Genomic DNA, 25,843 nt, shown 5'->3' on the forward strand with positions numbered 1-25,843 from the left:
CTTGGCGTCCTTGGTGTCTTGGCGGTTCATTTCTCGTTTGATCAACGTGATCGGTGTCCTAGCTCCTCGTCGCTCAAGCTCGTCCCTGGTTCCGTGCCCGCGGTATGCCCCCCGAGGCGGGTGTTCGTCGCGCGGGGCGGGGACGGGCTCATCCGTGCACTCATTCGCTCCTGCTCTCGCTTCAGCGCCAAGCTTATGGGTACAGATCGGTGCTGAGGTACTTCAACCCCGAGTCGCACGCGAGGCAGACGACGGTCTCCCCGCGGTGCGGTCCGGCGAGCAGCTTCTCTGCGGCGGCGACGTTCGCGCCCGTCGAGAAGCCTCCGAAGATGCCCTCGACCCGGGCGAGGCGGCGGGCGGCGGCGATGGCTTCGTCGTCGTTCACGGCGAGATAGCCGTCGCACAGCGCCGGATCGAGGAGGGGCAGCTCCCGGCTGTAGCCGCCACCCTGGATGCGGTGTCGCTGATCGGTCACCTCTCCACCGGCCAGGAAGGGTGCCGTTGTGGGCTCGACCACGTACGTGCGTACAGCCGGCAACGCGTGCTTCAACGCCCGCGCCACGCCAGTGAACGTGCCGCCCGTGCCCACGAAATCGACGAACGCGTCCACCCTACCGCCGGTCTGCCTCAGGATCTCTGCGCCTGTCCCGTGCTCGTGCGCCGCGACGTTGGCCTCCATCTCGAACTGGTCTGTCCGATAGGCGCCCCGCTCGAGCACGATGGCGCGGGCGCGCTCCTCGACAAGCGCGAGATCGCGCCCGCTGACGACGCCGGGCACCGAGTCGGGGTGCTGCGGTACCAGCACGACCTCGGCGCCGAGGGCCATCATCATGCGAGCGCGCTCGATCGAGTTCCCCGCGCTCATCACCGCCACGAAGGGATGCCCGAGGATCGCGCAGGCGATCGCCAGCCCGGCGCCGGTGTTTCCGCTCGTGAGCTCGACGAGCGGCTGCCCGGGCCGCAGGGCGCTCGTGCGGCGGGCGGCGCGCACCATGTCCAGCGCGATCCGGTCCTTCTTGCTGAGGCCCGGGTTACGCATCTCGAGCTTGAGGAGGATGGACCCCTCCTGTCCGCGACACAGGCGGTCGAGCGCCACGAGCGGGGTGTCGCCGATCGTATCGGCCACGCTCGCGACGACCCCCGCCGTGGCTTCGCCCGGCCACCGCGCGCCGGCCGCGCGCCCATCACCCCGGCGCGCGACCAGCAGCGCGGCGTCCCATCCACGCCACGCGCAGGCTGCGTCCATGTGCGCGTCCTGCCGTAGCCAGAGGAGATGATCTTCCACGGCGGCCGGCCGATCGCCGGCGCGCCCTTCCGGCGCCGCGCCGTCCGGCGCGGCGCCGCTCGTCGCCCGCTCGTGGATCAGCTCTCCTGCCGCGCACCCGAGCTCCCGCGCGAGCCCTTCGAGCCGGAAGATGTCCAGCAGCAGGAGCGCGCCGTGCGGCGCGAGGTGCGCGCAGATCATGCGAAAGAGAGCCCTCTTGTCGCGATCGGACAGCCGATGCGCCGCGCCGACCGAGAGGACGATATCGAAGCGCGCATCTCCGAGCCTCGCCGCGATTCCGGGCGGATCGAGGGGCAGCGCGTGGGCCGCGACGATGGAATCGCCGAGCGCATCGCTGGCGCGCTGGAGCGTCGTCTCATCGCCGTCGAGGATCGTGAAGCGGACGCGATCTGCCCCGAGCGTGTCGCGCAGCACGGCTGCAGGCTGGAGCGCGCCGCAGCCGAGATCGAGGACGCGAACATGCCCTCGAGGCAGCGACCGGCCCACGATCCGCGCAGCGGACGCGAGCGCCGCCATGGCCGCGCTCGCCATCTGAATCATCGGCTCGCGAAGGCGCTCGGACGCCTCGAGCGCATCCAAGCGCCTGAGCCAGCGGTTCATCCCATCACCTGCGGCGCGGGGCGACCCGTCGAGGTGAGTCACGCCGGCCCCGCGCGGCGCGCTCGGCTGCTCCGATGAGCGCGCCGAGCATACGCCGCGACGACACCACGGCTCCTCGCGCACATGCTTCCGCTGAAGAAGGACCCCGGCAACCAGCGGGCCGTGCCGCGCATGACCCTCATCGATGGTTCTCCTCGATGGCGATCTGGGCGATGATGTCGCGCATGATCTCGCTCGTCCCGCCGGCGAGGGTCGCGGCGGGCGCGTCGCGGTAGATCCTCGAGATGGCCGACCCTTCCAGGTAGCCGTGGCTGCCGTGCAGCTGCATGCACTCGGCGGCCACGCGGCTCGCCAGCTCGGTGGCGCAGAGCTTGGCCATCGAGCATTCAGCGATGGGCAGCTCCCCGCGCTGGTGCAGCCACGCGGCGTGGTAGACGAGCTGTCGCGCCGCCTCGATGTTCGTCACCAGGTCAGCGATTCGATGTCGGACCGTCTGCAGGCCCGCCAGGGTCCCCTGGAAAGCGCGCCGCCCCAGGACGTGCCGGCGGGTCTCTTCGATGCAGCGATCCATCCCGCCGATGGCCAGGGTGGCTGCGACCAGCCTCTCGAGCTGGAACCCGCGCATCAGGTAGATGAAGCCGCTGCCGGGCTTGCCGATCAGGTTCTCGGCAGGAACGCGCACGTTCTCGAAGCGGAGCTCCGTGGTGTCGGAGCAATGCCACCCGATCTTGTCCTGCCTTTGCCTGGAGATGCCAGGCGAGTCGGCATCGACGACCAGGAGCGAGAGCCCGGTGGCGCCGTGCTTGGCCGTGGTCGACGCGGGGGCGGTGCGCGCCGCCAGCGTGATGAAGCCGGCCGTCGTGCCGTTGGTGACGAAGGTCTTCTCGCCGTTGACAACGAAGCAACCGCCGTCGGGTGCCGCTGTGGTGGCGATGCGATTCAGGTCGGAGCCGGCGTCCTTCTCGGTGATCGCGAGCGCCGCGACCTGCTCTCCGGCGACGGCCTTCGACAGATAGTTGCGCTTCAGGGCCTCGCTGCCGGACGTGGCGAGATAATGGGTCGCCATGTACTCGTGCACCGACACGGCGGCGCGGAACCCAGCATACCCCGTGCGACCGAGCTCCTCGAGAAACGCCACGGAATGAAATAAATCGAGCTCGGCTCCGCCGTACGTCTTCGGGTAGTGCAGTCCGAGCAGCCCGTGGCGACCCATCTCCAGCCAAGCGTGCCGCGGGATACACCGAGCGCGCTCCCATTCGTCGGCGAACGGCAGAACCTCCCGCGACAGGAACTCCCGTACGCGATCACGAAAAGCATGGTGCTCGGGCGAAAAATAGACAGACTTCATGGCGTCTCTCGATCCACGCTCCTCTTGCCCCGATCCACGTGATGCTCTCCTTGCCCGTCAGCAGGATTCCAGCACGGCACGGATCTGACTCAGCATCGCACCCTCCGACGTCCGGATGAAGAAGTGCTCACCCGGGAGCGTATGGGCGGCGAACCGCTTTTCCGTATAGTGAGCCCACTCCGGCATGCGGTCCGGCGGAGCGATCGCGTCGTCCACGCCGGCGAACGCGGTGATCGGGATGCCCAGCGGCTGGCCCGCCGCGCCCGACCACGTCTCCGCCAGCTTGATGTCCGCGCGCAGCGTCGGTTCGAGCAGCGTCATGAACCTCTTGTCTGCCAGGACCTCTGGCGGTGTTCCGCTGATGTCGCGCAGCCCCGCGTAGAACTTCTCGTCCGGCAGGTGATGGATCGCCGGTATGTAGCGAGGGACGTGCGGCGCGCGGCAGCCGGCGAGCAGCAGATGCGCCGGGAGCGGCCGGCCCTTCGCCGAGAGCTGGCGGGCGAGCTCGTAGGCCACCGCCGCGCCCATGCTATGGCCGAAGAGGACGAAGTGCCCGGTGAGCAGCTCTCGCAGCGAATCCTCGATGGCGGCGAGCAACGCGGGCCATTCGCGGTATGCCGGCTCTTTGATCCGGTTATCGCGGCCAGGTAGCCGCACTGCCATGATGTCCACGTCCGCCGGGATGGCGTCGACCCAGCTCCGGAACAGCGTGGGGCTGCCGCCTGCGTAGGGGAAGCAAAACAGGCGGAGCCGCGCGTTCGCTCGCGGGGCCGGGCGATAGATCCAGCGATGAGGGCCAGGGACCACGGTACGGATCTGCTCGGTACTCATTTCTGCCTCTCGACGCGTAAGGGCGGGGCGGCCGGCGGCGTTGCAGAGCCTGTCGAGCTCATCGCGCGTCGACTCGCCCTGGAACGGCGGGCGCGCGGGCGGCGCTCGCCTGCGAGGGAGCGGCGCGCAGGAACCAGGTGAGGGCTGCCAGCGCGAAGATGCCGGCGACGAGCCCCCAGAACGCGGCGCCGATTCCGAACAGCGAGACGCCGGACGCGGTGACCAGGAAGGTGACCAGCGCAGGCTCGCGGGCGCGCTCGTCTTTCATCGCCCCCGAGAGGCCGTTCGCGATCGTGCCGAGCAGCGCGAGGCCAGCCACGGCGAGCACGAGCTCTCTGGGAAACGCCGTGAACAACATGCCGACCGCCCCGCCGAACACGCCGACGAGCAAATAGAACACGCCGGCGGCCACGCTCGCCAGATAGCGCTTCGACGGATCCTCGTGGGCCTCTTTCCCCATGCAGATGGCGGCGGTGATGGCGGCGAGGTTCAGCGCGAAGCAGCCGAACGGCGCCAGCAAGAGCGTGGTGGCGCCGGTCCAGGTGATCAACGGAGACACCGGCGTCGCGTAGCCGGAGCCGCGGATGACGACCACGCCGGGGACGTTCTGCGAAGCCATCGTCACGACGAACAGCGGAATACCGACGCCGACCAGCACGGGCAAGGAAAACGAGGGCATGGTGAACGTCGGCGTCGCCAGGGCGAGCTGGGACGACTCGATATGGATCAAGCCTTGCCACCACGATATGACGATACCAAGGAACAGCACCACGATGACCGCGTAACGAGGCCACAGGCGCTTGCACAGCAAATAGGCAAAGAACATCGAGAAGACCAGCAAGAACCTGGTCTTCATGGCGGTGAACACATCCATCCCGAAGCGGGCGAGCACGCCGGCCAGCATGGCGGAGGCGATCGGCAGCGGGATCCGGTCGATGACCCGCTCGAACCAGCCGGTAAGCCCGCAGATCGTGATCAAGGCCGCCGAGAACAGGAATGCGCCGATCGCCTCCGCCATGGATACGCCGGCGAGGCTCGTGACGAGCAGCGCGGCGCCCGGCGTGGACCAGGCCGTGACGACGGGCGCCCGGTAGCGCAGCGAGAGGCCGATGCACGTCACGCCCATGCCCAGCCCGAGCGCCCCCATCCAGGAACTCAGCTCGGCCGGCGTGGCACCGGCGGCGCTGGCGGCCTGGAAGACGATCGCGGCCGCGCTGGTAAAGCCGACGAGGACGGTGATGAACCCCGCGGCGACGGTCGATAGGGGAACTGAGCTCGTCATCGACATCGGCATGAACATGCAGTCACGGTAGCGTCAATCATCCGTCGCGCGCGTGAGCCAACCGGCGGGTGACGTCACGCCGCGCCGGCTCACGCGGCGCCGCCCTCGGCCTGACGCACCGCGAGCGCAGCATCGATGGCGGCCGCCATGTCGCCGAGCCGACTCGTCGTGAAGATATCGTCGGGCGCCAGCACGTCTACCCCGAAGCTGTCCTCGATGTGGGAGAGCAGCCGCACCGCCGTCAGGGAGTTCCCGCCGAGCTCGAAGAAGTCCGTATCACGACGCAGCTCGCCGGTGCCGAACAGCTCCTGCCAGATGCCGGCGAGGCGCGACTCGACCTCGCTGCGGCTGCCCCCCGGCGCGTGCGGGGCATCGCCCGCGCGGGAGAGCGCCGCGAGCTCGCGGAGGCTCGCCTCGGTGGGAAGGGCGCTCCCGAACAGGAAGCGCTCGGGGATCGGGTAGCCGGGGAGCTGGCTCGCGATCGACGCGCGCAGGTCATCGGCCAGCCTGCGCCGCGACGGCCAGCGCACGTCGGGCGCGGCCGCTCCGGCCCGCGCGCCGGCGCGTCGCCTCTGCGCCCGGTAGCCGTAGACGGTATAGCAGCCCGTCTTCACCATGCGGGCGTCGCAGTCGTGCGCGACGACGAAGCCTCGATCGCCGAGCATCTTCAGGACATCGCCGAGCCGACCACCGATGTCGTGGACCTCGATGACGACCTGAGCGACCTTGGCCCACGTCGCCTCGTCCATGCCGCTCAGGACGTCCATCTCGGCCTTTTCGACGTCGATCTTCAGAAGATCGATCGATTCGATGCGCTGAAGCTCGACCACCTGCCGCAAGGTCATGACCTCGCAGCTCCGCCGCTCCATGACCATGCGGTCCGCGACGAGGTCGTCCAGCAGGCGCCCCTGCTGCGCGCCCTCTCCGGTGATCAGGTAGGCGCGCAGCACGTCTCGGTCTTCCGCGTCGGCGAAGCGGCCTGACATCACGGTGTTGTTCGGATAGAAGGTGAGCTCGGTCCGTCCCGCTTCGCTCCCCATGGCGCAGTTCAGCACCGTGATGTTCGCGCGGTGGATCTCTGCGTTGGCGCGCACCGCTCGGCTGAGCTCGGCGATGGGCTCGATGGCGATGATGCGCGCCGTCGGGCAGGTCTTCGCCGCGAACGTGCTGAACATCCCGATGTTCGCGCCCACGTCGATGATGCACGCCTGCTCGGGCAGATCGATGCCGTGCCGCAGATAGGCGTTGTCGAGAAAGATCTCTCGGTACAGGAAGTCGGTCTCCGTGCGGTTCCGCTGCGCGACCAGCAGATCGGGGCTCGGCTCGTGGAGCGACAATCCTTCCAGGCGGCCGTCCGCTTCGAGGGCGCACGCGCGCCTGATCTCCCCTGCGCGATGTGCATCCGGCACGATGCACGCGACGAGGGCGCCGGGGCCATCACCGCCCGATGCGACGACGGCCGCCTCGACCGCGGCATGACCGCGGAGACACGAGGCGAGCGCTCGAGTTACCTCATTGTCGTTGTGGCTCATATTTTTCTCCTGCCCCATTCGTCAGTTCGCTTCGCGAGCAATGAACGCGGCGGCCAGATCGGCGAGGCGTGATTCGGCTTCAAACAGCGACAGGTGATCCCCGTGCTCCCCGACGTGCAACGTGGCGCGGGGCAACTTCCCGGCGACGTACCGCGACCCCTCCGGGTGCGCGGTCTCGTCGTCATGGCTCGTCACCACCAGGGCCGGCTGGCCCACCCGGTCGAGCAGGGGTCTGCAGTCGTGGTCCATGATCGTACCGTTCAACCGGCCGTAACGGTAGAGGAGCTCGCCGTTCGCATAGGGATACATCACGTGGTGGGCCATGTCCGTGCGAACCTTGGCGAGCACCGACGGCCGCCTGAACATCCTCTGCAGGCCCGCGGCCTGAGCGCGCCCCCTGCCGGCCATCGTCATCAGCATCTGGACGTCGCGCTGATGCTGTGTCTTTGGCGCGTCCTGGCCGAGCTCGTAGTCGCCGTGCCAGAGGCTCAACGACGAGATGCGCTCCGGCGCCATCTCGGCCGCGGCGAGCGCGATCACGGCGCCGCCGCACAGCGCCGTGGCGTGCGCGCGCTCGACGCCGGCGTGGTCCATGACGGCGAAGAGATCGCGCGCCTGCGCCCGCACGTCGTATGCCCGCGCGTCGAACTCCTCCGTCGTGCCCAACGCGCCGAAGAGCCCGCGGCTTTCCCAGGTGACGACGCGGAAGCCCTGCGCGAGGCGACGCACCCAGGGCTCGCACAGGCCGATCGGCATGCCGCACGCCGGAACGAGGACAACGGCCTTGCCGTCGCGCGGCCCTCGGGCGTAGACCCGCAGCGGGGCGCCGTCCCAGGACTGCAGGTCCGAGCGCGCGAGCACCGCCTCGACGCTGTGCGCGCGCGACTCCTGCGCGATCCCGTCTACCTCGGGGCGTATCGCACGGAGGGCCTCGGGCGGCAGCTCGAACAGCGATGCGAGCGCCAGGCGCTCGCTGACGATGAGCTCGAAGGCGGACAGCGGGGCGGCATCGCGGTGCAGCACGATGCGCGGCGCCGCGATGCCGTCTGCCAGTCGGTCGAGCAGCCCCTGGACCTCGTCACGCCGCTCGGCGGACGCCGGTTCTCCGCCCGCGGGCGCGCCCGGCCCCGAGGCCGAAGCGCGCACCGGGGCGTCGAGCGCGTTCACGAGAGGCGCGATGGTTGACATCGCTTCCGCCAGGCGCCGCACGGCCGTGCGTGCGGACGCCTGGGGCCCCTCGTGACCACCCGCCAGCGGACGGGGGTCAGACCCATTCACAGTCGGCAGTAAGCTCATTCTTCAGCTCGCCCGTGTTGACTGTGCTCTTCGGCTCGAAGAGCAGGACGTGCGCCTCGCCCGTGGCCACCGGCAGATGGAGGACGCCGCGCGGCACGACGGCAAAGTCCCCTTCACCGAGCGTGATGTCGCGGTCCTCCAGCTTGAGCGTGAGCTCGCCCTTGACGACCAGGAACATCTCGTCCTCGTTGTCGTGCTTGTGCCACACGAACTCGCCGTGGAACTTCGCCAGCTTGACATACTGTCCATTCAGCTCGCCCGCGATCTTCGGCGTCCAGTACCGATCAACAAGCGCGAACTTCTCCGCCAGGGACACGCGCGTGACGAGCGCCTCGCTCATGCGAGCGCTTCCTGCTGCGCGAGCGGGGCCGCGGTATCTCGGCAGACGAAGCGGTCGCCGCGCGTCGTGCACGTCGCGATCCGGTTGTGGGTGAACTCATTACGACCGCTGACGAGCACCGCGCCGTACTTTTCCAGGCTCACCTTGCCGCCGTATTCCTCGATGATCTCGGTGTCGGGGTAGATCCTCACCGAGGTCGGCACGTAGCGGGAGACGAAGCCGAGCCGCATATCCTTCGTCTTGCCGCTGTGAGGGTGCGACGCGTGCATCAGCGTCGACCAGAACATGATGAACTGTCCGGGCCGCATGACCATCGATACCGCCTTCGACTCGTCCGGCTGCCAGTCGGGGTCGATCTGCAGCTGGCGGTAGTCGTACCCGAAGAAACCGCGCCGGGTGCTCCCCTTCTCCTTGCTGTTGATCTGGCTCGGATCGTAGTGCATCCGCTTGGTCTCGTCGTAGAACATGGTGCGATGGGTGCCCGGAATGAACTGCAGGCAGCCGTTGTCCACCGTGGCCTCGGTGAACGCCGCCCACACCGTGATCGTTCCGCCGAACTCCTCGTCCTCCGGCCAGACGATCTGGGGCGAACCGGAGGCATTGGCGAACGTGTCGGCCTGGTGCCAGTCCGTCCCCTCGTCGCCCGGGTACTTCGGGAAGAACTCGGTGCGCCAGCACAGGACGTTCGGTCCGAGGATGCTGGCGACGCGGTCGACGATCTGCGGCCGGCTGATGTGGGACGCGAGGAAGGCGTTATCGAGATGGCGGTCGTAGTTGGCGATGTTCGTCACGCCGGACTTGGCCGCTTCGTCCTGGTAGATCGCGGCGCTGCGGTCGAGCATCTTGAGCCGCTCGCGCCTCCACAGCTCCTTCATCTCCTCCGGCTCGTACATCGTGAAAGGACCGGCATAGCCGCGTTGGTGAAATTCGCCGATCTCGTGCGGCGTCAAGGAAAAAATGGGGCTTTTCCCCGAGTGAGTATTCATCCTTGGACTCTCAACGCTTGTTGGTTGTTCAATGCCTTGTCGATGCAGCTGGCGAGCTGGGCGATCGTCGCGCCATCGCCCATGACGGCGGGATCCAGATCCGTATCGAAGTGGTCGTTCACCCGACCGAACATCCGGATGAGCGCGAGGGACGTTCCGCCGAGATCGAAGAAGTCTTCGTCCTTCCCGACGCGCGGCAGGTCCAGGATCTGCCGCCAGATCGCCTCGATCTGCACCTCGATCGGGCTCGCGGCGTCGCCCGCGGCGTCGTCCATGCGCGGGCCCGCCGCCGGCGCAGGGAGCGCGGTGCGGTCGATCTTGCCGTGGGCCGTGAGCGGCAGCGAAGCCATGCCCACATAGGCCGACGGCCTCATGTGGACCGGCAGCGCCGCGGCCGCCCGCGCCTGCAGCTCGGCGCCGACCCTGCTGGCCCAGGACGGGTCGGGCTGAATGCCGGGCCCGGGGACGACATAGGCGACGAGCCGGACGTCTCCATCGCCGTAGTCGTGAGGCACGACGACGCTGGCGAGCAGATCGGGGTGGCTGTTGAGACATAGCTCGATCTCGCGCGGTTCGATGCGGAACCCGCGCACCTTGATCTGCTCGTCGGTGCGGCCGAGGTAGGCGTATTCGCCGTTCGGCCTGCGCACGACCCGATCGCCAGAGCGATACAGCTGCGTGCCGGTGTCATCGCCGAACGGGTTGCGCACGAAGCGCTCGGCGGTCAGCTCCGGACGGTTCAGGTAGCCGCGCGCGACGCCGGGACCGGCGATGTGGAGCTCGCCCGGCGCGCCGTCCGGCACAGGCTGCCCTGCCTCGTCGAGGAGATAGAACCGCAGGTCCGGCAGCGGGACGCCGATCGGGCTGATCTCGGGCGCTGCGAGATCCTGTCGGGCGACGGGTCGGTAGGACGCGTGGACCGTTGTCTCCGTGATCCCGTACATGTTGATGAGCTGCGGGTGCTGGTCGCCGCGGCGCGCGATCCACGGCGCGAGCTGCTGGGTGTCCAGGCGCTCGCCGCCGAAGATCACGAGCCGGAGCGACAGCGGCGCCGGCGAATCACAGGCCAGATCGGCCGCAACGAGCTGTCGGAACGCCGATGGCGTCTGATTCAGGACGGTGACGCGCTTGTCCCGGAGCAGCGCGAGGAACCGCGCCGGTGTTCGCGACACGTCGAACGGAACGATGACCAGTCGCCCACCATAGAGCAGCGCGCCCCAGATCTCCCAGACGGAGAAGTCGAAGCTGATCGAATGGAACATGGTCCACACGTCGCGCTCGTCGAAGCCGAACCACGCGCGGGTCTTCTCGAACAGCCGAACGACGTTGCGGTGCTCGATCAGCACTCCTTTCGGCTTTCCGGTCGAGCCGGAGGTGTAGATCACGTACGCGAGATTGCCGTCGGAGACGCGCGCCGGGGGCGCGTCGGAGAGCTCCGCGCCGACGGGCGCCGGGTCCTGATCGGCCATGACGATCTTCGCCTGGCAATCGTCCAGGCCGGGCGCGGCGATGCGCGATACGCTGACGATGACGGCGCTGTCGCGGACAAGGAGCTGAACCCGCTCCGCCGGGTACGTCGGATCGATAGGCACGTACGCGCCGCCCGCCTTGAGGATGGCGAGCAACCCGACGATCATGTCGATGCTGCGATCTACGTAGAGTCCCACGAGCACATCCGGACCCACGCCCAGCGTCAGCAACGTGCGCGAGAGACGGTCAGCGCGCCCGTTCAGCTCGCCATACGAGATGTCGTCCTCCGGCGTGCTGACGGCCACGCGATCGGGATGCGTCAGCGCCACTGCCGTGAAGATCTCGTGCAAACATTTTCCGGGCAACTGCTGCACCTGCTCGCCCAGCGCCCTTCTTAGGGCTTCACCCCTGGTTTCAAGCATCGATATGTCCTCTGCGAAAACGGCGATTGGCAGAGGGAGGGGCACTGCACGTCTGCTCGTTCGCTCAGGATATCGGCGCCCCAAGGCGTCTTCGCACGATGTCCAAAGCACATCGCGAGGCGCGCAGGAACGGCGTCGATGCAACCAATGATTGCAGGAAGCCAAGCGACGAGCGCTAGGTCACGAACCCCCCCCAAAAAAACGATATCTATCGTTCTTGGGGGCCATACTATGTTGCGGGCGGTAGTGGGTCAAGAAACATTTTTGGAGGTTCGAGCGACATGGAGGACGCGAGCACGAGGAGCGCACCTCGGCGAGAGATATGAGAGAATGTTTACAAATCGTGCGGTCTCATCGTTCGACCGCGCAGCGCTTCTGTACTTCTGTAGCGGATTGCGTGTTCAGCGCGTCGGGCCGCGAGGACGCGCACGAATACGGCGCGCGGGGGCCGAGATGGCGAATGCGAGTCATGGACTCGTCCGTCATGTAAGGAGGCGTCGACCCGATGCACCGCGAAACCTGCTCGACACAAATGTCTCTGCGGCAGCGGAGGACGCGCCCGCGTCCGGATCAAGGGAGCTGGTCGGGTGGCGGCTCTCGCCGGCGGGCTGTGCAGCACGACGGCATGACGCGTGGTCGGCGACGGCCAGGAGGGCAGGCGCGTCGTCTCGCGCGTCCACGCAGGTAGGAAGGAGGAGAGAGAGGAGGCGCGCGCCGGAGGACGCCCGCGCCGACCGAGCTACCGGAGGAAGGGGACGCCGTCGCGCCCCGCCGCCCCGGCCGAGGGGCTCACGCCTCCCGGTTGCGCACGAGCGCCGCGAGCTCGTTGATGAGCTCGGGGACTCCCTCGCCCGTCGCGGCGCTGACGAGGTGGAGCTTCACCTTCGCCTTCGCGAACCGCGCCTTGAGCTTCGGGTAGGCCTCGCGCACCTCGGTCAGGTCGGCCTTCGTCAGGGCGACGATCTCGGGGCGCCCCGTCATCTCCGGGCTGAATTTCTTGAGCTCCTTGCGGAGGGCCCGGTAGTCGGCGAGCGGCTCGCGACCCTCGCCGGGATCGAGCGTCACGAGGTGGAGGAGCGCCCGCGTCCGCTCGACGTGCTTCAGGAACTGGATGCCGAGCCCGACGCCCTCGCTCGCGCCGGGGATCAGCCCCGGGATGTCCGCGATGACGAAGCTCGACCCGCCCGCCCGCCCGCCGCCGCCGATCTCGACCATGCCGAGCGTCGGGGTGAGCGTCGTGAAGGGATAGTCGCCGATCTTCGGCCGGGCCGCCGAGACGGCCGCGACGAAGGTGCTCTTGCCGGCGTTGGGGAAGCCGAGCAGGCCGACGTCGGCGAGCACCTTCAGCTCCAGGCGGAGCTCGCGGACCTCGCCCGGCTCCCCGGGCTCGGCGCGCCGGGGGGCCCGGTCGTGCGGCGACTTGAAGTGCAGGTTCCCGCGGCCCCCCTTGCCCCCGTGGGCGACGACGACCCGCTGGCCGTGCTCGGTCATGTCGGCGATCAGCTCGCCGCTCTCCGCGTCGAGGATCTGCGTCCCCACCGCGAGCTTCTCGACCCGGTCGGCGCCGGCGCGCCCGTGGCAGTCGCTCCCCATCCCGTGCTCGCCCCGGTCAGCCTCGAGCGTGCGCGCGTAGGTGAAGTCGAGTAGCGTGGACAAACCTTCGTCGCCCACGAAGACGACGTCCCCGCCGCGGCCGCCGTCGCCGCCCGCTGGGCCGCCGAACGGGATGTACTTCTCGCGCCGGAATGCGATCGCTCCATTGCCGCCATCCCCCGCGATGACCTTCAGACGGCATCGATCGACGAAACGCATGGTGGCGGCTCATAGCATAGAACTTAGGAAAGACCCCACAGCGGAAGGCCGCCCCGTGCATCGGGCCGCCCGCCCGACCGCTCGGCCAGGAGATCCCAGGTGCGCGCTCGAATCCTGATCGTGGACGACAACACGAGCCTCGCCGGAAATCTTCGCGAGGTCCTGGAGGGCGCGCGCGAGCTCGACGTGGAGGTCGCCCTCGCGTCGGACGGCAAGCAGGGGCTCGCCGCCGCCCGCCGCGACGGCTTCGACGTCGCGGTCGTCGACGTCAAGCTCCCGGACGCGAGCGGCCTTGAGCTCATCGCCCCGCTCCGCGCCGCCGCCCCCCACGGCGAGATCGTCCTCGTGACCGGCTTCGCGACCGTGGACGCCGCGATGGCCGCGCTCCGGGCCGGCGCCTTCGCCTTCATCCTCAAGTCGTTCCGCCCCGAGGAGCTCATCTCCACGGTGGCCCAGGCGATCGAGAAGATCTCGCTGAAGCGGGAGCGGGAGGAGCTCGAGCGGCGGTACCGGGCGATCGTCGACGCGGCGGACGTGCTCATCCTCGGCCTGAACGCCGAGGGGCAGGTCGCCCTCTTCAACCCGCGCCTGTCCGCGCTGACCGGGGTGGGCGGCGACGCCGCGCTCAGCATGCCGTTCTGCGAGGCGCTCGTCGACGAGACCGAGCAGCGCCGGTTCAACCAGTCGTTCCAGGGGGTCGTCGAGGGCGACGCCGCCGCCGAGGTCGAGGTCGGCGTCCGGGACGCGGTCGGCGCGATCCGCCGGGTGCGCTGGCACCTCTCCGGCGTCCGCAGCGGCGCGCGCGGCGGCCGGACCGACCTCGTCTATGGCATCGGCATCGACGTGACCGAGCGGCGCGCCCTCGAGCGGCGCGCCGCCGACGCCGAGGCCCTGAACGCCATGGCCCCGCTCGCCCTAGGGCTCGCGCACGAGATCCGGAACCCCTTGAACGCCGCGGTCCTGGAGCTCCACCTGCTCAGCCGCGGCATCGACCGTCTCTCCGACGAGGCGATCCGCGAGCCCATGAAGCGGCGGGTCGGCATCGTCGAGGCGGAGATCGGCCGCCTGGGCCGGCTCCTCGGCGAGTTCCTGGAGCTCGCCCGCCCTCGCGCGCCCCACCGCGAGCCCGTCGACCTGGCCCGGGTCGTCCGCGACGTGCTCGATCTCGAGGAGGAGGCGCTGGCGAGCCACCGGGTCGAGGTCGTCCGCGACCTGGCCGACGACTGCTTCGCGCTCGGCGACGTGGAGAAGCTCAAGCAGGTGGTCCTGAACCTCGTCGTCAACGCCCTCGACGTCATGCCCGACGGCGGGGTCTTGCGCGCGTGTGCCTCGGGGGACGCGCACGAGGTCTGGCTGTCGATCGCGGACACCGGTCCCGGGATCGACCCCACGATCCTCGCGGAAATCTTCGATCCGTTCTTCACCACGAAGGCGGCGGGCACCGGCCTCGGCCTCGCGATCGTCCGGAAGATCGTCGATCAGCACATGGGTCGTGTGGAGGTCAACACGCGCGCCGCCGAGGGCGCGACGGTCCGCGTGCGGCTCCCCCGCTTCACCCCCGAGCCCGTCTCCCGCCCCCCCCCCACCTCCACCCCGCCCCGCGGCGCCGGCATCTGATCGGATGCTCCGGCCCCCCCGAGCGGCGTTCCCCCGCAGCTCTGGCCCCCCCGAGCGGCGTTCCCCCGCAGCTCTGGCCCCCCCGAGCGGCGTTCACCCGCAGCTCTGGCCCCCCCGAGCGGCGTTCACCCGCAGCTCTGGCCCCCCCGAGCGGCGTTCACCCGCACAGGAGACGGGCCCAGATCGGCGTTTTCGGCGCGCAGGCGTACTCCAGTACGCCGAGCACCGAAAACGTCGAGGTGGGCCCGTATCCGCAGCGGGTGAGCGCCGCTCAGCCGACGATGCGCATGGGGGGCTTGAGGGGGAGGGGAGGCTTCGAGCCGGGAGCGGAGGGGATCGCGGAAGGGGCCGGCTTGGGGACCGCGTCGCCCTCGAGGGCGGCGAGCGCGACGAACAGCCGGTCCATGCCGTAGTCGAGGGCCACCTCGCGCTGGAAGACGTGGGCGACCTTGATGAGGCGCAGCGACGTCTGCTTGCCGAGGTCGATCTCGCGCTCGAGGAACGCCTCGAACGAGCCGTAGCCCTTCGCCTGATACAGCTCCTGCTGCTGGATCTCGGCGAGCACCACCCCGATATCGAAGAACCCCTTGTCGAGCCGCTTGCGGAGCGTCCGGATCTTCTGGGTCTGGTTGTGGAGCTCGCCGATCTTCGCCTTGATCTCCTCCGCGCCGCTGGGCACGCGGATCGTCGCGCGGGCGCTGCCGGGAGGCGCCGGCTCGGCGGCCCGGGCCCGCGCCTCGGCGGCGTGCTTCGCGGCGTGCCGGGCAGCCCAGGGCGCAGCGCCGCGGAGGCCGAGCTTACGCTTCGAGGCGCTCGACGAAGATTTCGAGTCTTCCTTGATTACCGGATTCACGGGTTTCGCAAGCGAAGCTTCAGCGCCCCCCTTGGCGCTCGAAGAGGCCTTCTTCTTCGTGCCCGTCTTCTCGGAGCTGCCCTGCTTTGTGATCTTCGCCATGTCGCTGCGTCCCCCGCTGGGTACGAGATCGTCGCGGCCCTTCGCCCCAAGCGCGCGCCGCCCGCGCGGGGGAAAGACCCGCACGGCTGTCAAGCCCAATTGGTTCGACAGGTCGTCGCCTTACCAAAAAATCGACCTCCCCGTCCACTAAGTTTCGGGGAGGGTCTCGCTTTCCCGATGGTCAGCATGACCCAAGATCGGTCCGAGAGCCAAAACCCATGAGCATCGCATGCTTGGGCATCTCTCGAAAAGTCGGAGGTCGCCGGCGAGCGGTGTTCTGGTCACGTTGGACTACAGCAAACTCCCGGCGGGCTCGACGCTTCGATCCGTCGGTCGCCTTCGGCCCGCCCGCGCGATGTGCAAGCGCAGCGGTCGGTCGTGGTAGATCGCGGTCCATGACCTCTCCGCCCGCCGGTCGCGGCTCCGATGACGCCTTCCAGGCCGTGGCCGCTGATGCGCCGCGTCGTCCGAGCGACGTGCCGCGGGGCGCGGCGAGCCACCGGATTGCCGTGGTGGTGAACGGCAACGCCAAGAGCGTGACGGCGGAGGTGATCGAGACGCTCGATCAAATTCTTGACACCGGGGATCTGTTCGTCTCGCGGCGGGTGGAGGAGAGCGAGGGCATCGCGCGGATCCTGGTTGACCGGGGTTACGGCACGATCCTCACGGGCGGGGGCGATGGGACGTTCACCGTGGTGGTGACGGCGGTGGTGAACGAGGCGAAGCGGCGCGGGCTGCCGCTGCCGCGGTTCGGGCTGCTCCGCCTGGGGACGGGCAACTCGCTGGCGTGGGTGCTCGGCGCCTCCGGGGGCGCGGGCGCGAAGCCTGGGCTCGCGGTGGACCTCCAGCGGCTGCGCGCCGAGGCCGGGAGCCGGAACCTGCGGCTGGTGGAGGCCGAGGACATCCTGTCGCCGTTCTGCGGCTTCGGGATCGATGCGGTGATGCTGCGCGACTACAACGCGGTGAAGTCGGCGCTCGCGCGCGGCCCGCTGAAGCGGCTCGCGCCGGGGCCGGTGGCGTACGCCGTCGCCGCGACGACGCGGACGATCCCGAGCTACCTGGTGCGGCGCACGCCGCACTGCCGCATCATCAACGAGGGCAACGACGCGATCCGCGTCGGCGAGAAGGGGACGATCCTCGGGGCGCCCATCAAGAAGGGCGGCATCATCTACGAGGGGCCGGCGAAGATCGCGGCGCTGTCGACGATCCCCTATTACGGCTTCGGCTTCCGGATGTTCCCGTACGCGGACGATCGCCAGGACCGGATGCAGCTGCGCGTGTCGATGATCTCGCCGTTCACGTTCGTGAGGAACTTCTCGAGCATCTGGAACGGGGAGTTCGACGACCTGGAGACGGTGTTCGATTACTTCGTCGACGAGGTCACGATCGAGATGGACCCGGCGACGAGCTTCCAGATCGGCGGCGACGTCCGCGGGGAGCGCTCGCGCGTGCGGGTGCGGCTGACCGAGCCGATCCGGATCGTGGACTTCTACGCGCCGCCGCGAGGGTAACGCGCGAGGACGCGCGAGACGCCGGAGGAGCGCCGCTGACCTGCGACTCCATCCGTCCGCGCACCCTCGCGCGGTGGAATGCTCATCACCCGCTGATGACTCCCGATGGAGGGCGGCGCCTCCAGGCTGAGGGAGCGCGCCCCCAGCGCGCCCGACCAGGCGCGGCCCGCCCGCGCCCCGGAGCGCACCGACGCGCGCAACTCAGGCGCTGTGCATCGACATCGCCGCGCTGCCCGCGTTCGACAAGACGGCCGTCTAGTCGAGCTCGAGCGACGTCGGCAGCTTCACCCTCCGCGAGTCGCCCGACGACACCTACTACAGCAGCAAGGGCAGCTACGTCGTCGAGGTCACGAACGTGAAGAGCGCGTTCGCGTCGAGCCAAACAGCTTCATCGCTTCTTCATGGGAGCGTCTCCCGCGTCCGACACACTTCAGGTGAGCTCACCGCCCAGCTCTCCTGATCAAAGGACGCAAACCGATGCCTTTCAACAACTCCGCTCCGCCCTGGGATGACATCGTCCCCGCAGTCCTCGCGGGGCTGGCCCTGTTCCTGTTCGGGCTTAGACACCTGGGTCAAACCCTGCAGGAGGTGGCCGGCGAGCGGATGAAGCGGTCGATCGCCGCGGTCGCCGACAACCGGCTGCTGGGGCTGCTCGTCGGGGTCGTGGCCACGACCCTCCTCGACTCCTCGTCAGCGACGACCATCCTCGTGATCCGCCTCGTTCGCGCCGGGCAGATCTCCTTCCCTGGGATCCCGCTGATCGGGCTGCTCAGCCGGCTCGTGGAGGCCACGTCCGGTGACGTCGGCCGGCAGATCGCCAACGCGCATATCCTCTTCAACACGGCCGGAGCGCTGCTCGTCCTTCCGTTTACGCCGTGGATCGCCCGGGTCATCGAGCGGCTCATCCCCGGCCGGTCGCTGCGGGCGGAGCCGGGCGCTCCGGCTGCCCTTAGGCGCCGCGACACGTAACACGTAGCGCATGAATCCTGGTGGCTCAGAGGGCCTGGCCCCGTACGGGACAGAGCTCCCTCCGCCCGGAGCGGGCCACGCCGGAAGGCCTCCGCGCGCTCAGCGTCGCTCGATGTGTGGCGCTCAATGTGAGTGGCATGCTCCTGACGAACGGTCGCGACCCCGGTCGGACGACCCTGAGCTCTTTCAGGAGAGCGCCGCGCATCGCGCGCTCGATGGCAGGAGGCGAGGCGTACCGTAACGTTCGCGCAAACTCTCCGCCAGAAAAACAGGGGCGCGCAGCGCGCCTTCAGGCGACGCATGGCTAGCGAAGGGCGAGCTTTTCTGCCGCTCTCGTCAGGGGGGCTATCGCCTCAAGCTCGTCTCGGGATTGGTGTGTGCAATGTTCCACTTGGCATGAAACACAAGGAGTTTGTCTCATGAAGAAGCTCATGATCCTCGCATCGCTCGCCGTCATGTCGATCTCGGGCAGCGCCATGGCGATCGCGCCTGGGCCGCACGCCATCACCATCGAAGGGGCGCCGTCCGGCACAGGGACGTTCATGTTCATCGGCCCCGACGGCGCCAATCCCGTGCTGGCCCCGAGCGGGACATGCGCGTACAACATGCTCTGGTCGCCCCCAGCGTCTTTGGCGGGCTTTGGCACGCGCCTCTGCCAGGTTCTGGAGGCGACGACGTTCACCTTCCCGAGCTGCATGGGCAGCACCTACGGTGCCGGGAAACATCACGAGGAATATCAACAGCGTCATGTACGCCGGCGATGGCTTCACCCCCACCTGTAATGGATTCCAGGGCGCTGTCGGGGGGTTCCCCGCCACCCCCATCTCAAACGTCATCATGATCTTGGGCGAGTCGGCGACGGGGACGCCATCCGCGGTCGGCATCCTAGGGATACGGCCCGACGCTCGCCATCGCGCACAGCGGTCACGACGTCGCCCTCATGCTCCCGAGGAGCGGGATCGTCGAGGGGCATGTCTACAACGAGCGCAAGGAGCCGATCACGCGGTTCACCGTCGACGTGGTCACGATGGCCCCCGACAGCACGGCGGCGCCTGCGCCCCTTCTGTCGAAGCGCTTCGAGGGGCCGGACGGCGCCTTCCGTCTTGACCAGATGTCCGCCTGGCCGGTGCTCCTCAGGATCACCGCGTCCGACTACGCGCCCGCGTTTTCCGAGCTCGTCTATGCCAGGGCCGGCGAGACCCACAAAGTCGATCTGACGCTCTCGGGCGGGTGCACGCTGACGGGGACGGTTCATGACGAGAAAGGCGCGCCGCTCGCAGGGGTGTTCCTCGACGCGGAGTCGCGCAACGCCGCGGGCGCGGTGAGCCAGGGGTCGATGGATGCCGCGAGCCAGGCGCAGAGCGATCTCGACGGCAGCTTCCGGCTGGAGCGCGTCCCTGCCGGCGAGATCCTGGTCCGCGGATACGCCGCCGACTACGCCACGACGACGGCGGGCGTCCAGGTCTCCGCGTGCGACGATCTGGCGCCGATCGAGCTCACGATGGCCACGGGCGGCAGCATCGTCGGCGTGGTGCGCGGGAGCGACGGCAAGCCGCTCGCCGGCGCGAGGCTCGTGGCCTCTCACCGGAGCATCGGCTTCGTGAACACGGTGACCGACGCCGAGGGTCGATATCGCTTCGAGCAGCTCCCGCCTGTCGTGGTGCGCCTGGAGCTGCTCGACACGGCGCAGCGCAACGTGGTGCACGTGGGCGTGAAGGAAGGGCAAGCCGTCGAGCGAAACCTCGCGCTCTTCGCGAAGGGCTCGGGCGAGATCCGCGGGCGCATCACGTCCGGCGGGAAGCCGCTCCGGGGGATCCAGGTCCAGGTCGCCTGCAACCAGGGCGAGGGAGGGCTCGACATGCGCTACCCCATGACAGGCCCCGACGGGACGTACCGGGTGACGGATGTGCCGGACGGCGCCTACATGGTCGGGGTCACCGCGGCGGGCCGGGCCATGGCGGCGTACGTGCGTAACGGCGGCATCGCGGAAGCAAACCTGGACGTGATCGAGCAGCCCAAGCCCGCCGACGCCGCGGTGGTTCCGGCCAGCGTCACGAAGGATTGAGCGGCTCGCCGGCCGCGACGCCCTGGCGGCGTGGCGAAAGGCGCACGCGGTCCTCGGGCTCGGCTGCGCGACCGCCGGGCTCCGGCAGCGCCGTCCCTTCAGTCGTAATACTCGTTGCCCAGGTGGGTGATGAGATCTTCCCCCATGAGCCAGCGCATCGTATTCTTGAGCTTCATCGACTGGATGAAGAGATCGTGCTCCGGATACAGGTCCGGCGCGGTCATCGGGCTCTTCCAGTAGAAGCTCAGCCACTCCTGCGTGCCGCGCAGCCCGGCGCGCTGCGCGAGATCCAGGAGGAGCGAGAGGTCGAGCACGATCGGCGCGGCGAGGATCGAGTCGCGGCAGAGGAAGTTGATCTTCATCTGCATCGGGTAGCCGAGCCAGCCGACGAGATCGATGTTGTCCCAGCCCTCCTTGGCGTCGCCCCGAGGCGGGTAATACTCGATCCGCACCTTGTGGAAGAGCTTGCCGTAGAGCTCGCCATAGACGTGCGGCTGGAGGATGTGCTCGAGCACCCCGAGCTTCGAGACCTCCTTCGATCGGAACGACTCCGGGTCGTCGAGCACCTCGCCGTCGCGGTTGCCGAGGATGTTCGTCGAGAACCACCCCGCGACGCCGAGCATCCTCGCCTTGAGCCCCGGGGCGATCACCGTCTTCATCAGGGTCTGGCCGGTCTTGAAGTCCTTGCCGGCGATGGGGACCTCCTGCTTCCGCGCGAGCTCCCACGCGGCCGGGAAGTCGACGGTCAGGTTCGGGGCGCCGTTCGCGAACGGGATGCGCTCCTTCAGGCAGGCCCAGGCGTAGAGCTGGGAGCTCGAGATCGCCGGGTGGTCCTCGGCGAGCCCTGCCTCGAAGCGCGCGATCGACTGGTGGACCTCCGCAGGTGCGATGTGGACCTCGGTCGAGCCGCACCAGACGGCGACGGCGCGCGCCGCGCCGCTGTCGCGCAGGAAGGCGCGGAGATCTTCCCGGAGCTGCTCCACCATCTCGGCCTTGCTCGCGCCCTTCTTCACATGGGTGCCGTTGAGGCGCCGCACGTACTGCGGGTAGAACGCGGCGGGCATCGGCCGGATGCGCTCCAGCTCCTCGCGGACGGCGTCGAGGTGGCGGCGCTCCAGCACGTCCGCGTGGCGCGCCGCCTCGTAGGCGTTGTCGGGGAAGATGTCCCACGCGCCGAACACCAGCTGATCGAGCGTCGCGAGCGGCAGGAAATCCTTGATCCTGGGCGCGCGGTGGTCGGTGCGCCGGCCGAGCCGGATCGTGCCCATTTGCGTGAGCGACCCGATCGGCGCCGCGAGCCCGCGCCGCGCGAGCAGGGTGCCGGCGATGGTCGTCGTGGAGACGGCGCCCAGCCCCGGCAGCAGGACCCCGAGCTTGCCCTCTGCCTTCTTGATCTCTTTCGGCTGCTTCACGTGACGTGTTCCCCCCCCGGTCGTGGTCGTGGGCGCTCCTCGGGCAGGGGCGGGGCATCCGCCGGTGCCGTGCGCGCGGCGAGCGCGGCGTCGGCCGAGGCCGCGCGGCGCTGCGACCGCCGGGAGCATGAAGCCCGGCGGCCGCGATCACCACGGCCCGGCGCGCGGGCGAGGGCGTTTCCGGCGCGCGCCCTTCACCGGTTTCCGGCGCGCCCCTCGGGCCGGCGCCTCGGACGGCGCCGGCCGGGCGGCCGGGAGATGCCGTCAGGGCGCGGCGGGCGGGTAGCCGGCGGCGGGGGTCATCGCCTCGATCCAGGCGCGGACCGCTGCGACGGCCTCCTCGTCGACGCGGCGGGTCGCGAGCGGCGGCATCTGCTCGGGCGTTGCGCCGGGCGCGTCGCGCCGGGACATGGCGCGGAGCAGCGTGCTGCGATCCGGATCGCGGGGCCTCAGCCGGTAATAGCGTGCTTCCGGCGGCGACCCGGACGGGCGGAGCTTCGCTGGCTGGTTGATCGCCGTCTGGTAGACGCGCGTGCCGCGCACATCGCCCACCTGGCCGGCAGCATCGATGTTGAGGCGCATCTCGAAGTGCGTGGCGACGCCGGACGGATGGTGGCACGAGACACCGCAGTTCGCGTGGAGCAGACCGAGCGCGCGCCGCTCCGTCTCGGTCCCGGGCACCTCGAGCGCGGCCGCGCTGGGCAGCGGGCCGCCGGACGCCGTCGAGAGCAGGCCGCGCTGGACCAGCTCGGCGTACGTCAGTCCGCCTGCTCCCCGCGCGGCGAGCTGGATCGCCTCGAAGCCGAGCGGGTTATCGGTCTTGCCCGCGTGGCAGCGGATGCAGTCGACCTGCGCCGGGATCGCATAGCCGTCCGCGCCGGGCACGTGGGGAACACCGGCCTTCACCTGCAGCGCGCTCGCGCCGTCCTCCGACCAGACATAGGTGGCGCGCGTCCAGCGATCCTCCGCGGTCTTCCAGAGGAGCCTCGTCTCGAGGCGGCGGCTCGCGCCGGAGGCGGGGCTCCGGAACTCCTTCCACAGCCTGGTGCCGACAGGGAAAATCCAGTCGTTCATCCTGGAGACATCGATGGTCGAGCCCGGAGGGAGGTGGATCCAGCGCGTCTTCTCGGCGCCGTCGCTCCAGAGCTCGAACGCCGGCCTGAACTCGTGGACGCCCTCCGCGAGCGAGCGCGCGCCGAAGTCGCTGTAGAGGCCGGTGCAGCGGAGATCGTGAGGATCCTCGTCCCCGTCCTTGCAGGGCGGCGGATCCCGGGGCGCGGCGGGCGCGCTCGCGGCTGGGCGCTCGTCCGCTCCGGCGCCGCGCGCGGCCGTTCCGGCGTGTGCGCCGAGCCGGTCGGGCGCGGGCAGGGGATCGGCCCGGGGCGTCTCCTGCGCGCTGCAACCGCCGCAGCTCGCGAGCAGCAGCGACGCGACCACGGCTTGCCATGGATGGCCGGTCATGATGAAGGTGGAGGCGGAGGTGTCCGCTTGTCCGAGAGACCGATCCACCGCCGCGCCGCGGGGCGCGCTGCCTGTGTGACGAGAGCGTGCGCGTTCCATCGGACCGCCTTGTGCCTCCTGCTCGCGGGCAGTGTAGCCGCCTGCGACAGGCGTGTGCAGGTCGCTGGGCCGCCCGAAGGGCCGCGCGAGGGCGGCGCCGCCGGCGCGGCCGCGGCAGGGAACGCGGCCGCGCCGCCGGCGCAGGCGAGCGCGGCGCCCCCCGGTCCGGCGCCCGCCGCGGCGGAGGGCGCGCCCGCTGCGGATGGCGCGCCTGCGCCGCCGCCGGCGAGCGCGGCGGAGCTGGCTCGTCCGGCGAAGTGCGGCGGCGTCCCGCCGCTGAAGCTCACGCTTGTGGCGAGCGGGCTCGACCAGCCGACGTATGTCGCCGGGCCGCCCGGCGATCCGGCGCGGCTCGTGGTGCTCGAGAAGGCGGGGACGCTCCGGCTCGTCAAGGACGGCGCGGTCCAGCCGGCGCCCTTCCTCGACGTGCGATCGCGCGTGTTCTTTCCGGCGCCGAACGCGGAGGGCGGCCTGCTCGGGCTCGCCTTCCACCCGGACTACGCGAGGAACGGGCGCTTCTGGCTTCATTACTCGTCAGCGCCGCGCGGCAACGTGGTGATCGAGGAGTGGAAGCGCGCGGCGCAGGGCGAAGACGCCGCCCATCCCGAGCCGGTCCGGTCGCTCGTCGACGTGAAGCACGGCGCCTGGAACCACGTCGGCGGCATGCTGGCTTTCGGCAAGGACGGCCACCTCTACGCCGCCATCGGCGACTCCGCGCGATCGCCGAGCCCGGCGGCCGATCTCACCTCGAAGCTCGGCAAGATCCTCCGGATCGACGTCGAGCAGCCGGGGAAAGCGCCGGCGGGCAACATGACCGGCGGAGATCCGATGATCTGGGATTACGGGCTCCGGAACCCGTGGCGGTTCAGCTTCGACCGGCTCACGGGGGACCTGTACATCGGCGATGTCGGTCAGAAGAGCTGGGAGGAGATCCTTGTGGAGCGCGCTGGCCAGGGCAGGAACGATTACGGCTGGGAAGCGATGGAGGGCGCCCATTGCTATCCACCGGGCGCGGCGTGCAAGCCGCGCGGGGTCCCGCCTACGGTCGAGCACCCCCGCAGCGAGGCGGGCTCGATCGTCGGCGGCTACGTCTATCGCGGGGCGAAGATCCCGTGCCTGCGCGGCCGCTATCTGTATGCCGATTACGTGACAGGGCGCTTCTTCTCCTTCGTTTGGGACGGCAAGGCCGCGACGGATCGCGCAGAGCTCACCACCGCGTTGAGCCCGAACGGTCTCCCGTCCTCGTTCGGCGAGGACGCCGCCGGGGAGATCTATGTGGTGATGTTCAACACCGGGCGTATCTACCGGATCGACCCGGGGTGAGGCGTCCGCGTGGCGCTTTCCAGGCGCCGAGCCCGGCACGAGCCCGCGCCGCCGGCGAGGGGCTTCACACCGCCCGGGCGAGCTCGTCGCGCGCCTGCGCGGTGAGCTCGAGCGAGCGCACGCGCGCGGCATGATCGAAGATCGGTGAGCTCACCATGAGCTCGTCGGCGCGGGTGCGGGTGATGAACGCGTCCAGCCCCCGCCGCACGGTCTCGGGCGAGCCCGCGATCGTGCAGGCCAGCATCTGCTCGAGGCCAGCGCGGTCCAGCGGGCTCAGCTGGCGCTCGAGGTCGTCGACCGGCGGCGGCAGGGGCCCCGGGCGGCCGCGGCGCAGGTTGACGAAGGCCTGCTGAAGCGAGGTCCCCAGCCGTCGACCCTCCTCGTCGCTGTCGGCGGCGAACACGTTGACCCCCAGCATGACAACCGGCTGCGCGAGCTGATCCGAGGGGCGGAACTCCCGGCGATACAGCGCGATCGCCTGCGCCATCTGGCCCGGCGCGAAGTGCGAGGCGAAGGCGTAAGGGAGGCCCAGCGCCGCGGCGAGCTGCGCGCCGAAGAGGCTGGAGCCGAGGATCCAGATCGGCACGCTCAGGCCCGCGCCGGGCACGGCCTGCACCAGCTGGCCAGGCTCCGCCGGGCGGAAGTAGCCCATGAGCTCCAGGACGTCCTGAGGGAAGCTGTCGACGTCTCCGGACAGGTTACGCCGTAGCGCGCGGGCGGTCGCCGGGTCGGACCCGGGAGCCCGCCCGAGGCCCAGATCGATGCGCCCCGGAAAGAGGGACGCCAGCGTGCCGAACTGCTCGGCGATCATGAGCGGCGCGTGGTTCGGCAGCATGATCCCGCCCGCGCCGACGCGGATCGTCGAGGTGCCGCCGGCCACGTGCGCGATCACGACCGAGGTCGCGGCGCTGGCCACGCCGGCCATGTTGTGGTGCTCGGCCAGCCAGTAGCGGCGATAGCCGAGCCGCTCGGCGTGGCGGGCGAGGTCGAGCGTGTTGCGGAAGGCCTGGGCGGCATCCCCGCCTTGGACGATCGGAGCCAGGTCGAGAACGGAAAAGGGGGTCATGTGGGCACCTCGCTGGACTGTTGCACGGCGAGGACGATTTCGGGAGCGCTCGGGGGGGGGGTGGCGCTCCCTGGAGCAGAGAAACTCCCTCCCTCCAGCGCCCCCGCACCCTCCAGCGCCCCCGCGTCCTCCCTCCAGCGCCCCCGTCCGCCCGGCGCCTC

The 25,843-nt window shown here is 69.8% G+C and carries 20 protein-coding genes; 6 read left to right on the forward strand and 14 right to left on the reverse strand.

Annotated elements, in window-relative coordinates; genetic code table 11:
* Positions 1-193: 193 nt before the first annotated feature.
* From WMF28_RS08745 to obgE, 10 genes are all read right to left on the reverse strand, one after another.
* Positions 194-1,885: a pyridoxal-phosphate dependent enzyme gene (locus WMF28_RS08745; RefSeq protein ID WP_437601643.1), complete on the reverse strand. Its 1,692-nt coding sequence runs from the start codon at positions 1,883-1,885 to the stop codon at positions 194-196.
* A 178-nt stretch (positions 1,886-2,063) separates the two neighbouring features.
* Positions 2,064-3,233, reverse strand: a complete 1,170-nt coding sequence (locus tag WMF28_RS08750) for an acyl-CoA dehydrogenase family protein (RefSeq protein ID WP_437601644.1) — start codon at positions 3,231-3,233, stop codon at positions 2,064-2,066.
* 57 nt (positions 3,234-3,290) lie between these two features.
* Entirely contained in the window at positions 3,291-4,064 is a 774-nt protein-coding gene (locus WMF28_RS08755; protein WP_437601645.1) for a thioesterase II family protein, read from the reverse strand.
* A gap of 58 nt (positions 4,065-4,122) precedes the next feature.
* Entirely contained in the window at positions 4,123-5,364 is a 1,242-nt protein-coding gene (locus WMF28_RS08760) for a benzoate/H(+) symporter BenE family transporter (protein ID WP_437601646.1), read from the reverse strand.
* A gap of 71 nt (positions 5,365-5,435) precedes the next feature.
* Positions 5,436-6,878, reverse strand: coding sequence for an FkbM family methyltransferase (locus tag WMF28_RS08765; protein WP_437601647.1), 1,443 nt, complete (start codon positions 6,876-6,878; stop codon positions 5,436-5,438).
* A gap of 21 nt (positions 6,879-6,899) precedes the next feature.
* A complete protein-coding gene (locus tag WMF28_RS08770; RefSeq protein ID WP_437601648.1) occupies positions 6,900-8,066 on the reverse strand; it encodes an alpha/beta fold hydrolase in 1,167 nt (388 codons plus the stop codon).
* Positions 8,067-8,142: 76 nt separating this feature from the next.
* Positions 8,143-8,514 (reverse strand): cupin domain-containing protein, encoded by a 372-nt coding sequence (locus WMF28_RS08775; protein ID WP_437601649.1) that lies wholly within the window; start codon positions 8,512-8,514, stop codon positions 8,143-8,145.
* A complete protein-coding gene (locus tag WMF28_RS08780) occupies positions 8,511-9,500 on the reverse strand; it encodes a chlorinating enzyme (RefSeq protein WP_437601650.1) in 990 nt (329 codons plus the stop codon). Before WMF28_RS08780 ends, WMF28_RS08775 begins: the two co-directional genes overlap by 4 nt.
* On the reverse strand, positions 9,497-11,392 hold the full coding sequence (locus WMF28_RS08785; RefSeq protein WP_437601651.1) for an amino acid adenylation domain-containing protein: 1,896 nt from the start codon (positions 11,390-11,392) through the stop codon (positions 9,497-9,499). Before WMF28_RS08785 ends, WMF28_RS08780 begins: the two co-directional genes overlap by 4 nt.
* Before the next feature lie 789 nt (positions 11,393-12,181).
* Positions 12,182-13,204 (reverse strand): GTPase ObgE, encoded by a 1,023-nt coding sequence (gene obgE, locus WMF28_RS08790; protein ID WP_437601652.1) that lies wholly within the window; start codon positions 13,202-13,204, stop codon positions 12,182-12,184.
* 99 nt (positions 13,205-13,303) lie between these two features.
* Here obgE and WMF28_RS08795 point away from each other — a divergent pair, with 99 nt between their 5' ends.
* Positions 13,304-14,821, forward strand: a complete 1,518-nt coding sequence (locus tag WMF28_RS08795) for an ATP-binding protein (protein WP_437601653.1) — start codon at positions 13,304-13,306, stop codon at positions 14,819-14,821.
* 271 nt (positions 14,822-15,092) lie between these two features.
* Here WMF28_RS08795 and WMF28_RS08800 read toward each other — a convergent pair whose 3' ends face one another.
* Positions 15,093-15,776: a hypothetical protein gene (locus WMF28_RS08800; RefSeq protein WP_437601654.1), complete on the reverse strand. Its 684-nt coding sequence runs from the start codon at positions 15,774-15,776 to the stop codon at positions 15,093-15,095.
* A gap of 395 nt (positions 15,777-16,171) precedes the next feature.
* Here WMF28_RS08800 and WMF28_RS08805 point away from each other — a divergent pair, with 395 nt between their 5' ends.
* The 4 genes from WMF28_RS08805 to WMF28_RS08820 all read left to right on the forward strand — a co-directional run bounded on the left by WMF28_RS08805 (position 16,172) and on the right by WMF28_RS08820 (position 20,321).
* On the forward strand, positions 16,172-17,287 hold the full coding sequence (locus WMF28_RS08805) for a diacylglycerol/lipid kinase family protein (protein WP_437601655.1): 1,116 nt from the start codon (positions 16,172-16,174) through the stop codon (positions 17,285-17,287).
* 477 nt (positions 17,288-17,764) lie between these two features.
* Positions 17,765-18,256: a Na/Pi symporter gene (locus WMF28_RS08810; protein ID WP_437601656.1), complete on the forward strand. Its 492-nt coding sequence runs from the start codon at positions 17,765-17,767 to the stop codon at positions 18,254-18,256.
* 419 nt (positions 18,257-18,675) lie between these two features.
* Positions 18,676-19,038 (forward strand): hypothetical protein, encoded by a 363-nt coding sequence (locus tag WMF28_RS08815; RefSeq protein WP_437601657.1) that lies wholly within the window; start codon positions 18,676-18,678, stop codon positions 19,036-19,038.
* Between the two features lie 158 nt (positions 19,039-19,196).
* Positions 19,197-20,321: a carboxypeptidase regulatory-like domain-containing protein gene (locus tag WMF28_RS08820; protein WP_437601658.1), complete on the forward strand. Its 1,125-nt coding sequence runs from the start codon at positions 19,197-19,199 to the stop codon at positions 20,319-20,321.
* A 98-nt stretch (positions 20,322-20,419) separates the two neighbouring features.
* Here WMF28_RS08820 and WMF28_RS08825 read toward each other — a convergent pair whose 3' ends face one another.
* Together WMF28_RS08825 and WMF28_RS08830 are read right to left on the reverse strand one after the other, a co-directional pair.
* A complete protein-coding gene (locus WMF28_RS08825; RefSeq protein ID WP_437601659.1) occupies positions 20,420-21,733 on the reverse strand; it encodes an inositol-3-phosphate synthase in 1,314 nt (437 codons plus the stop codon).
* 264 nt (positions 21,734-21,997) lie between these two features.
* Positions 21,998-23,194 carry a hypothetical protein gene (locus WMF28_RS08830; protein ID WP_437601660.1) on the reverse strand — a complete coding sequence of 399 codons (1,197 nt, stop codon included), beginning with the start codon at positions 23,192-23,194 and terminating at the stop codon, positions 21,998-22,000.
* Between the two features lie 153 nt (positions 23,195-23,347).
* Here WMF28_RS08830 and WMF28_RS08835 point away from each other — a divergent pair, with 153 nt between their 5' ends.
* Positions 23,348-24,616, forward strand: a complete 1,269-nt coding sequence (locus WMF28_RS08835) for a PQQ-dependent sugar dehydrogenase (protein WP_437601661.1) — start codon at positions 23,348-23,350, stop codon at positions 24,614-24,616.
* A gap of 64 nt (positions 24,617-24,680) precedes the next feature.
* Here WMF28_RS08835 and WMF28_RS08840 read toward each other — a convergent pair whose 3' ends face one another.
* Positions 24,681-25,682: an LLM class flavin-dependent oxidoreductase gene (locus WMF28_RS08840; protein WP_437601662.1), complete on the reverse strand. Its 1,002-nt coding sequence runs from the start codon at positions 25,680-25,682 to the stop codon at positions 24,681-24,683.
* Between the last annotated feature and the right edge of the window lie 161 nt (positions 25,683-25,843).

Origin of the sequence: Sorangium sp. So ce590 (genome assembly GCF_051521365.1) — a bacterium.
Classification (GTDB): domain Bacteria; phylum Myxococcota_A; class Polyangia; order Polyangiales; family Polyangiaceae; genus Sorangium.

What these genes read in the sequence shown, in the direction of transcription:
- WMF28_RS08745 (WP_437601643.1), bottom strand. Translation starts at nt 1,885, where the DNA reads ATGAACCGCTGGCTCAGGCGCTTGGATGCGCTCGAGGCGTCCGAGCGC.
- obgE (WP_437601652.1), bottom strand. Translation starts at nt 13,204, where the DNA reads ATGCGTTTCGTCGATCGATGCCGTCTGAAGGTCATCGCGGGGGATGGC.
- WMF28_RS08830 (WP_437601660.1), bottom strand. Translation starts at nt 23,194, where the DNA reads ATGACCGGCCATCCATGGCAAGCCGTGGTCGCGTCGCTGCTGCTCGCG.
- WMF28_RS08785 (WP_437601651.1), bottom strand. Translation starts at nt 11,392, where the DNA reads ATGCTTGAAACCAGGGGTGAAGCCCTAAGAAGGGCGCTGGGCGAGCAG.
- WMF28_RS08805 (WP_437601655.1), top strand. Translation starts at nt 16,172, where the DNA reads ATGACCTCTCCGCCCGCCGGTCGCGGCTCCGATGACGCCTTCCAGGCC.
- WMF28_RS08840 (WP_437601662.1), bottom strand. Translation starts at nt 25,682, where the DNA reads ATGACCCCCTTTTCCGTTCTCGACCTGGCTCCGATCGTCCAAGGCGGG.
- WMF28_RS08755 (WP_437601645.1), bottom strand. Translation starts at nt 4,064, where the DNA reads ATGAGTACCGAGCAGATCCGTACCGTGGTCCCTGGCCCTCATCGCTGG.
- WMF28_RS08750 (WP_437601644.1), bottom strand. Translation starts at nt 3,233, where the DNA reads ATGAAGTCTGTCTATTTTTCGCCCGAGCACCATGCTTTTCGTGATCGC.
- WMF28_RS08780 (WP_437601650.1), bottom strand. Translation starts at nt 9,500, where the DNA reads ATGAATACTCACTCGGGGAAAAGCCCCATTTTTTCCTTGACGCCGCAC.
- WMF28_RS08760 (WP_437601646.1), bottom strand. Translation starts at nt 5,364, where the DNA reads ATGTTCATGCCGATGTCGATGACGAGCTCAGTTCCCCTATCGACCGTC.
- WMF28_RS08765 (WP_437601647.1), bottom strand. Translation starts at nt 6,878, where the DNA reads ATGAGCCACAACGACAATGAGGTAACTCGAGCGCTCGCCTCGTGTCTC.
- WMF28_RS08820 (WP_437601658.1), top strand. Translation starts at nt 19,197, where the DNA reads ATGCTCCCGAGGAGCGGGATCGTCGAGGGGCATGTCTACAACGAGCGC.
- WMF28_RS08775 (WP_437601649.1), bottom strand. Translation starts at nt 8,514, where the DNA reads ATGAGCGAGGCGCTCGTCACGCGCGTGTCCCTGGCGGAGAAGTTCGCG.
- WMF28_RS08800 (WP_437601654.1), bottom strand. Translation starts at nt 15,776, where the DNA reads ATGGCGAAGATCACAAAGCAGGGCAGCTCCGAGAAGACGGGCACGAAG.
- WMF28_RS08815 (WP_437601657.1), top strand. Translation starts at nt 18,676, where the DNA reads ATGAAGAAGCTCATGATCCTCGCATCGCTCGCCGTCATGTCGATCTCG.
- WMF28_RS08810 (WP_437601656.1), top strand. Translation starts at nt 17,765, where the DNA reads ATGCCTTTCAACAACTCCGCTCCGCCCTGGGATGACATCGTCCCCGCA.
- WMF28_RS08770 (WP_437601648.1), bottom strand. Translation starts at nt 8,066, where the DNA reads ATGTCAACCATCGCGCCTCTCGTGAACGCGCTCGACGCCCCGGTGCGC.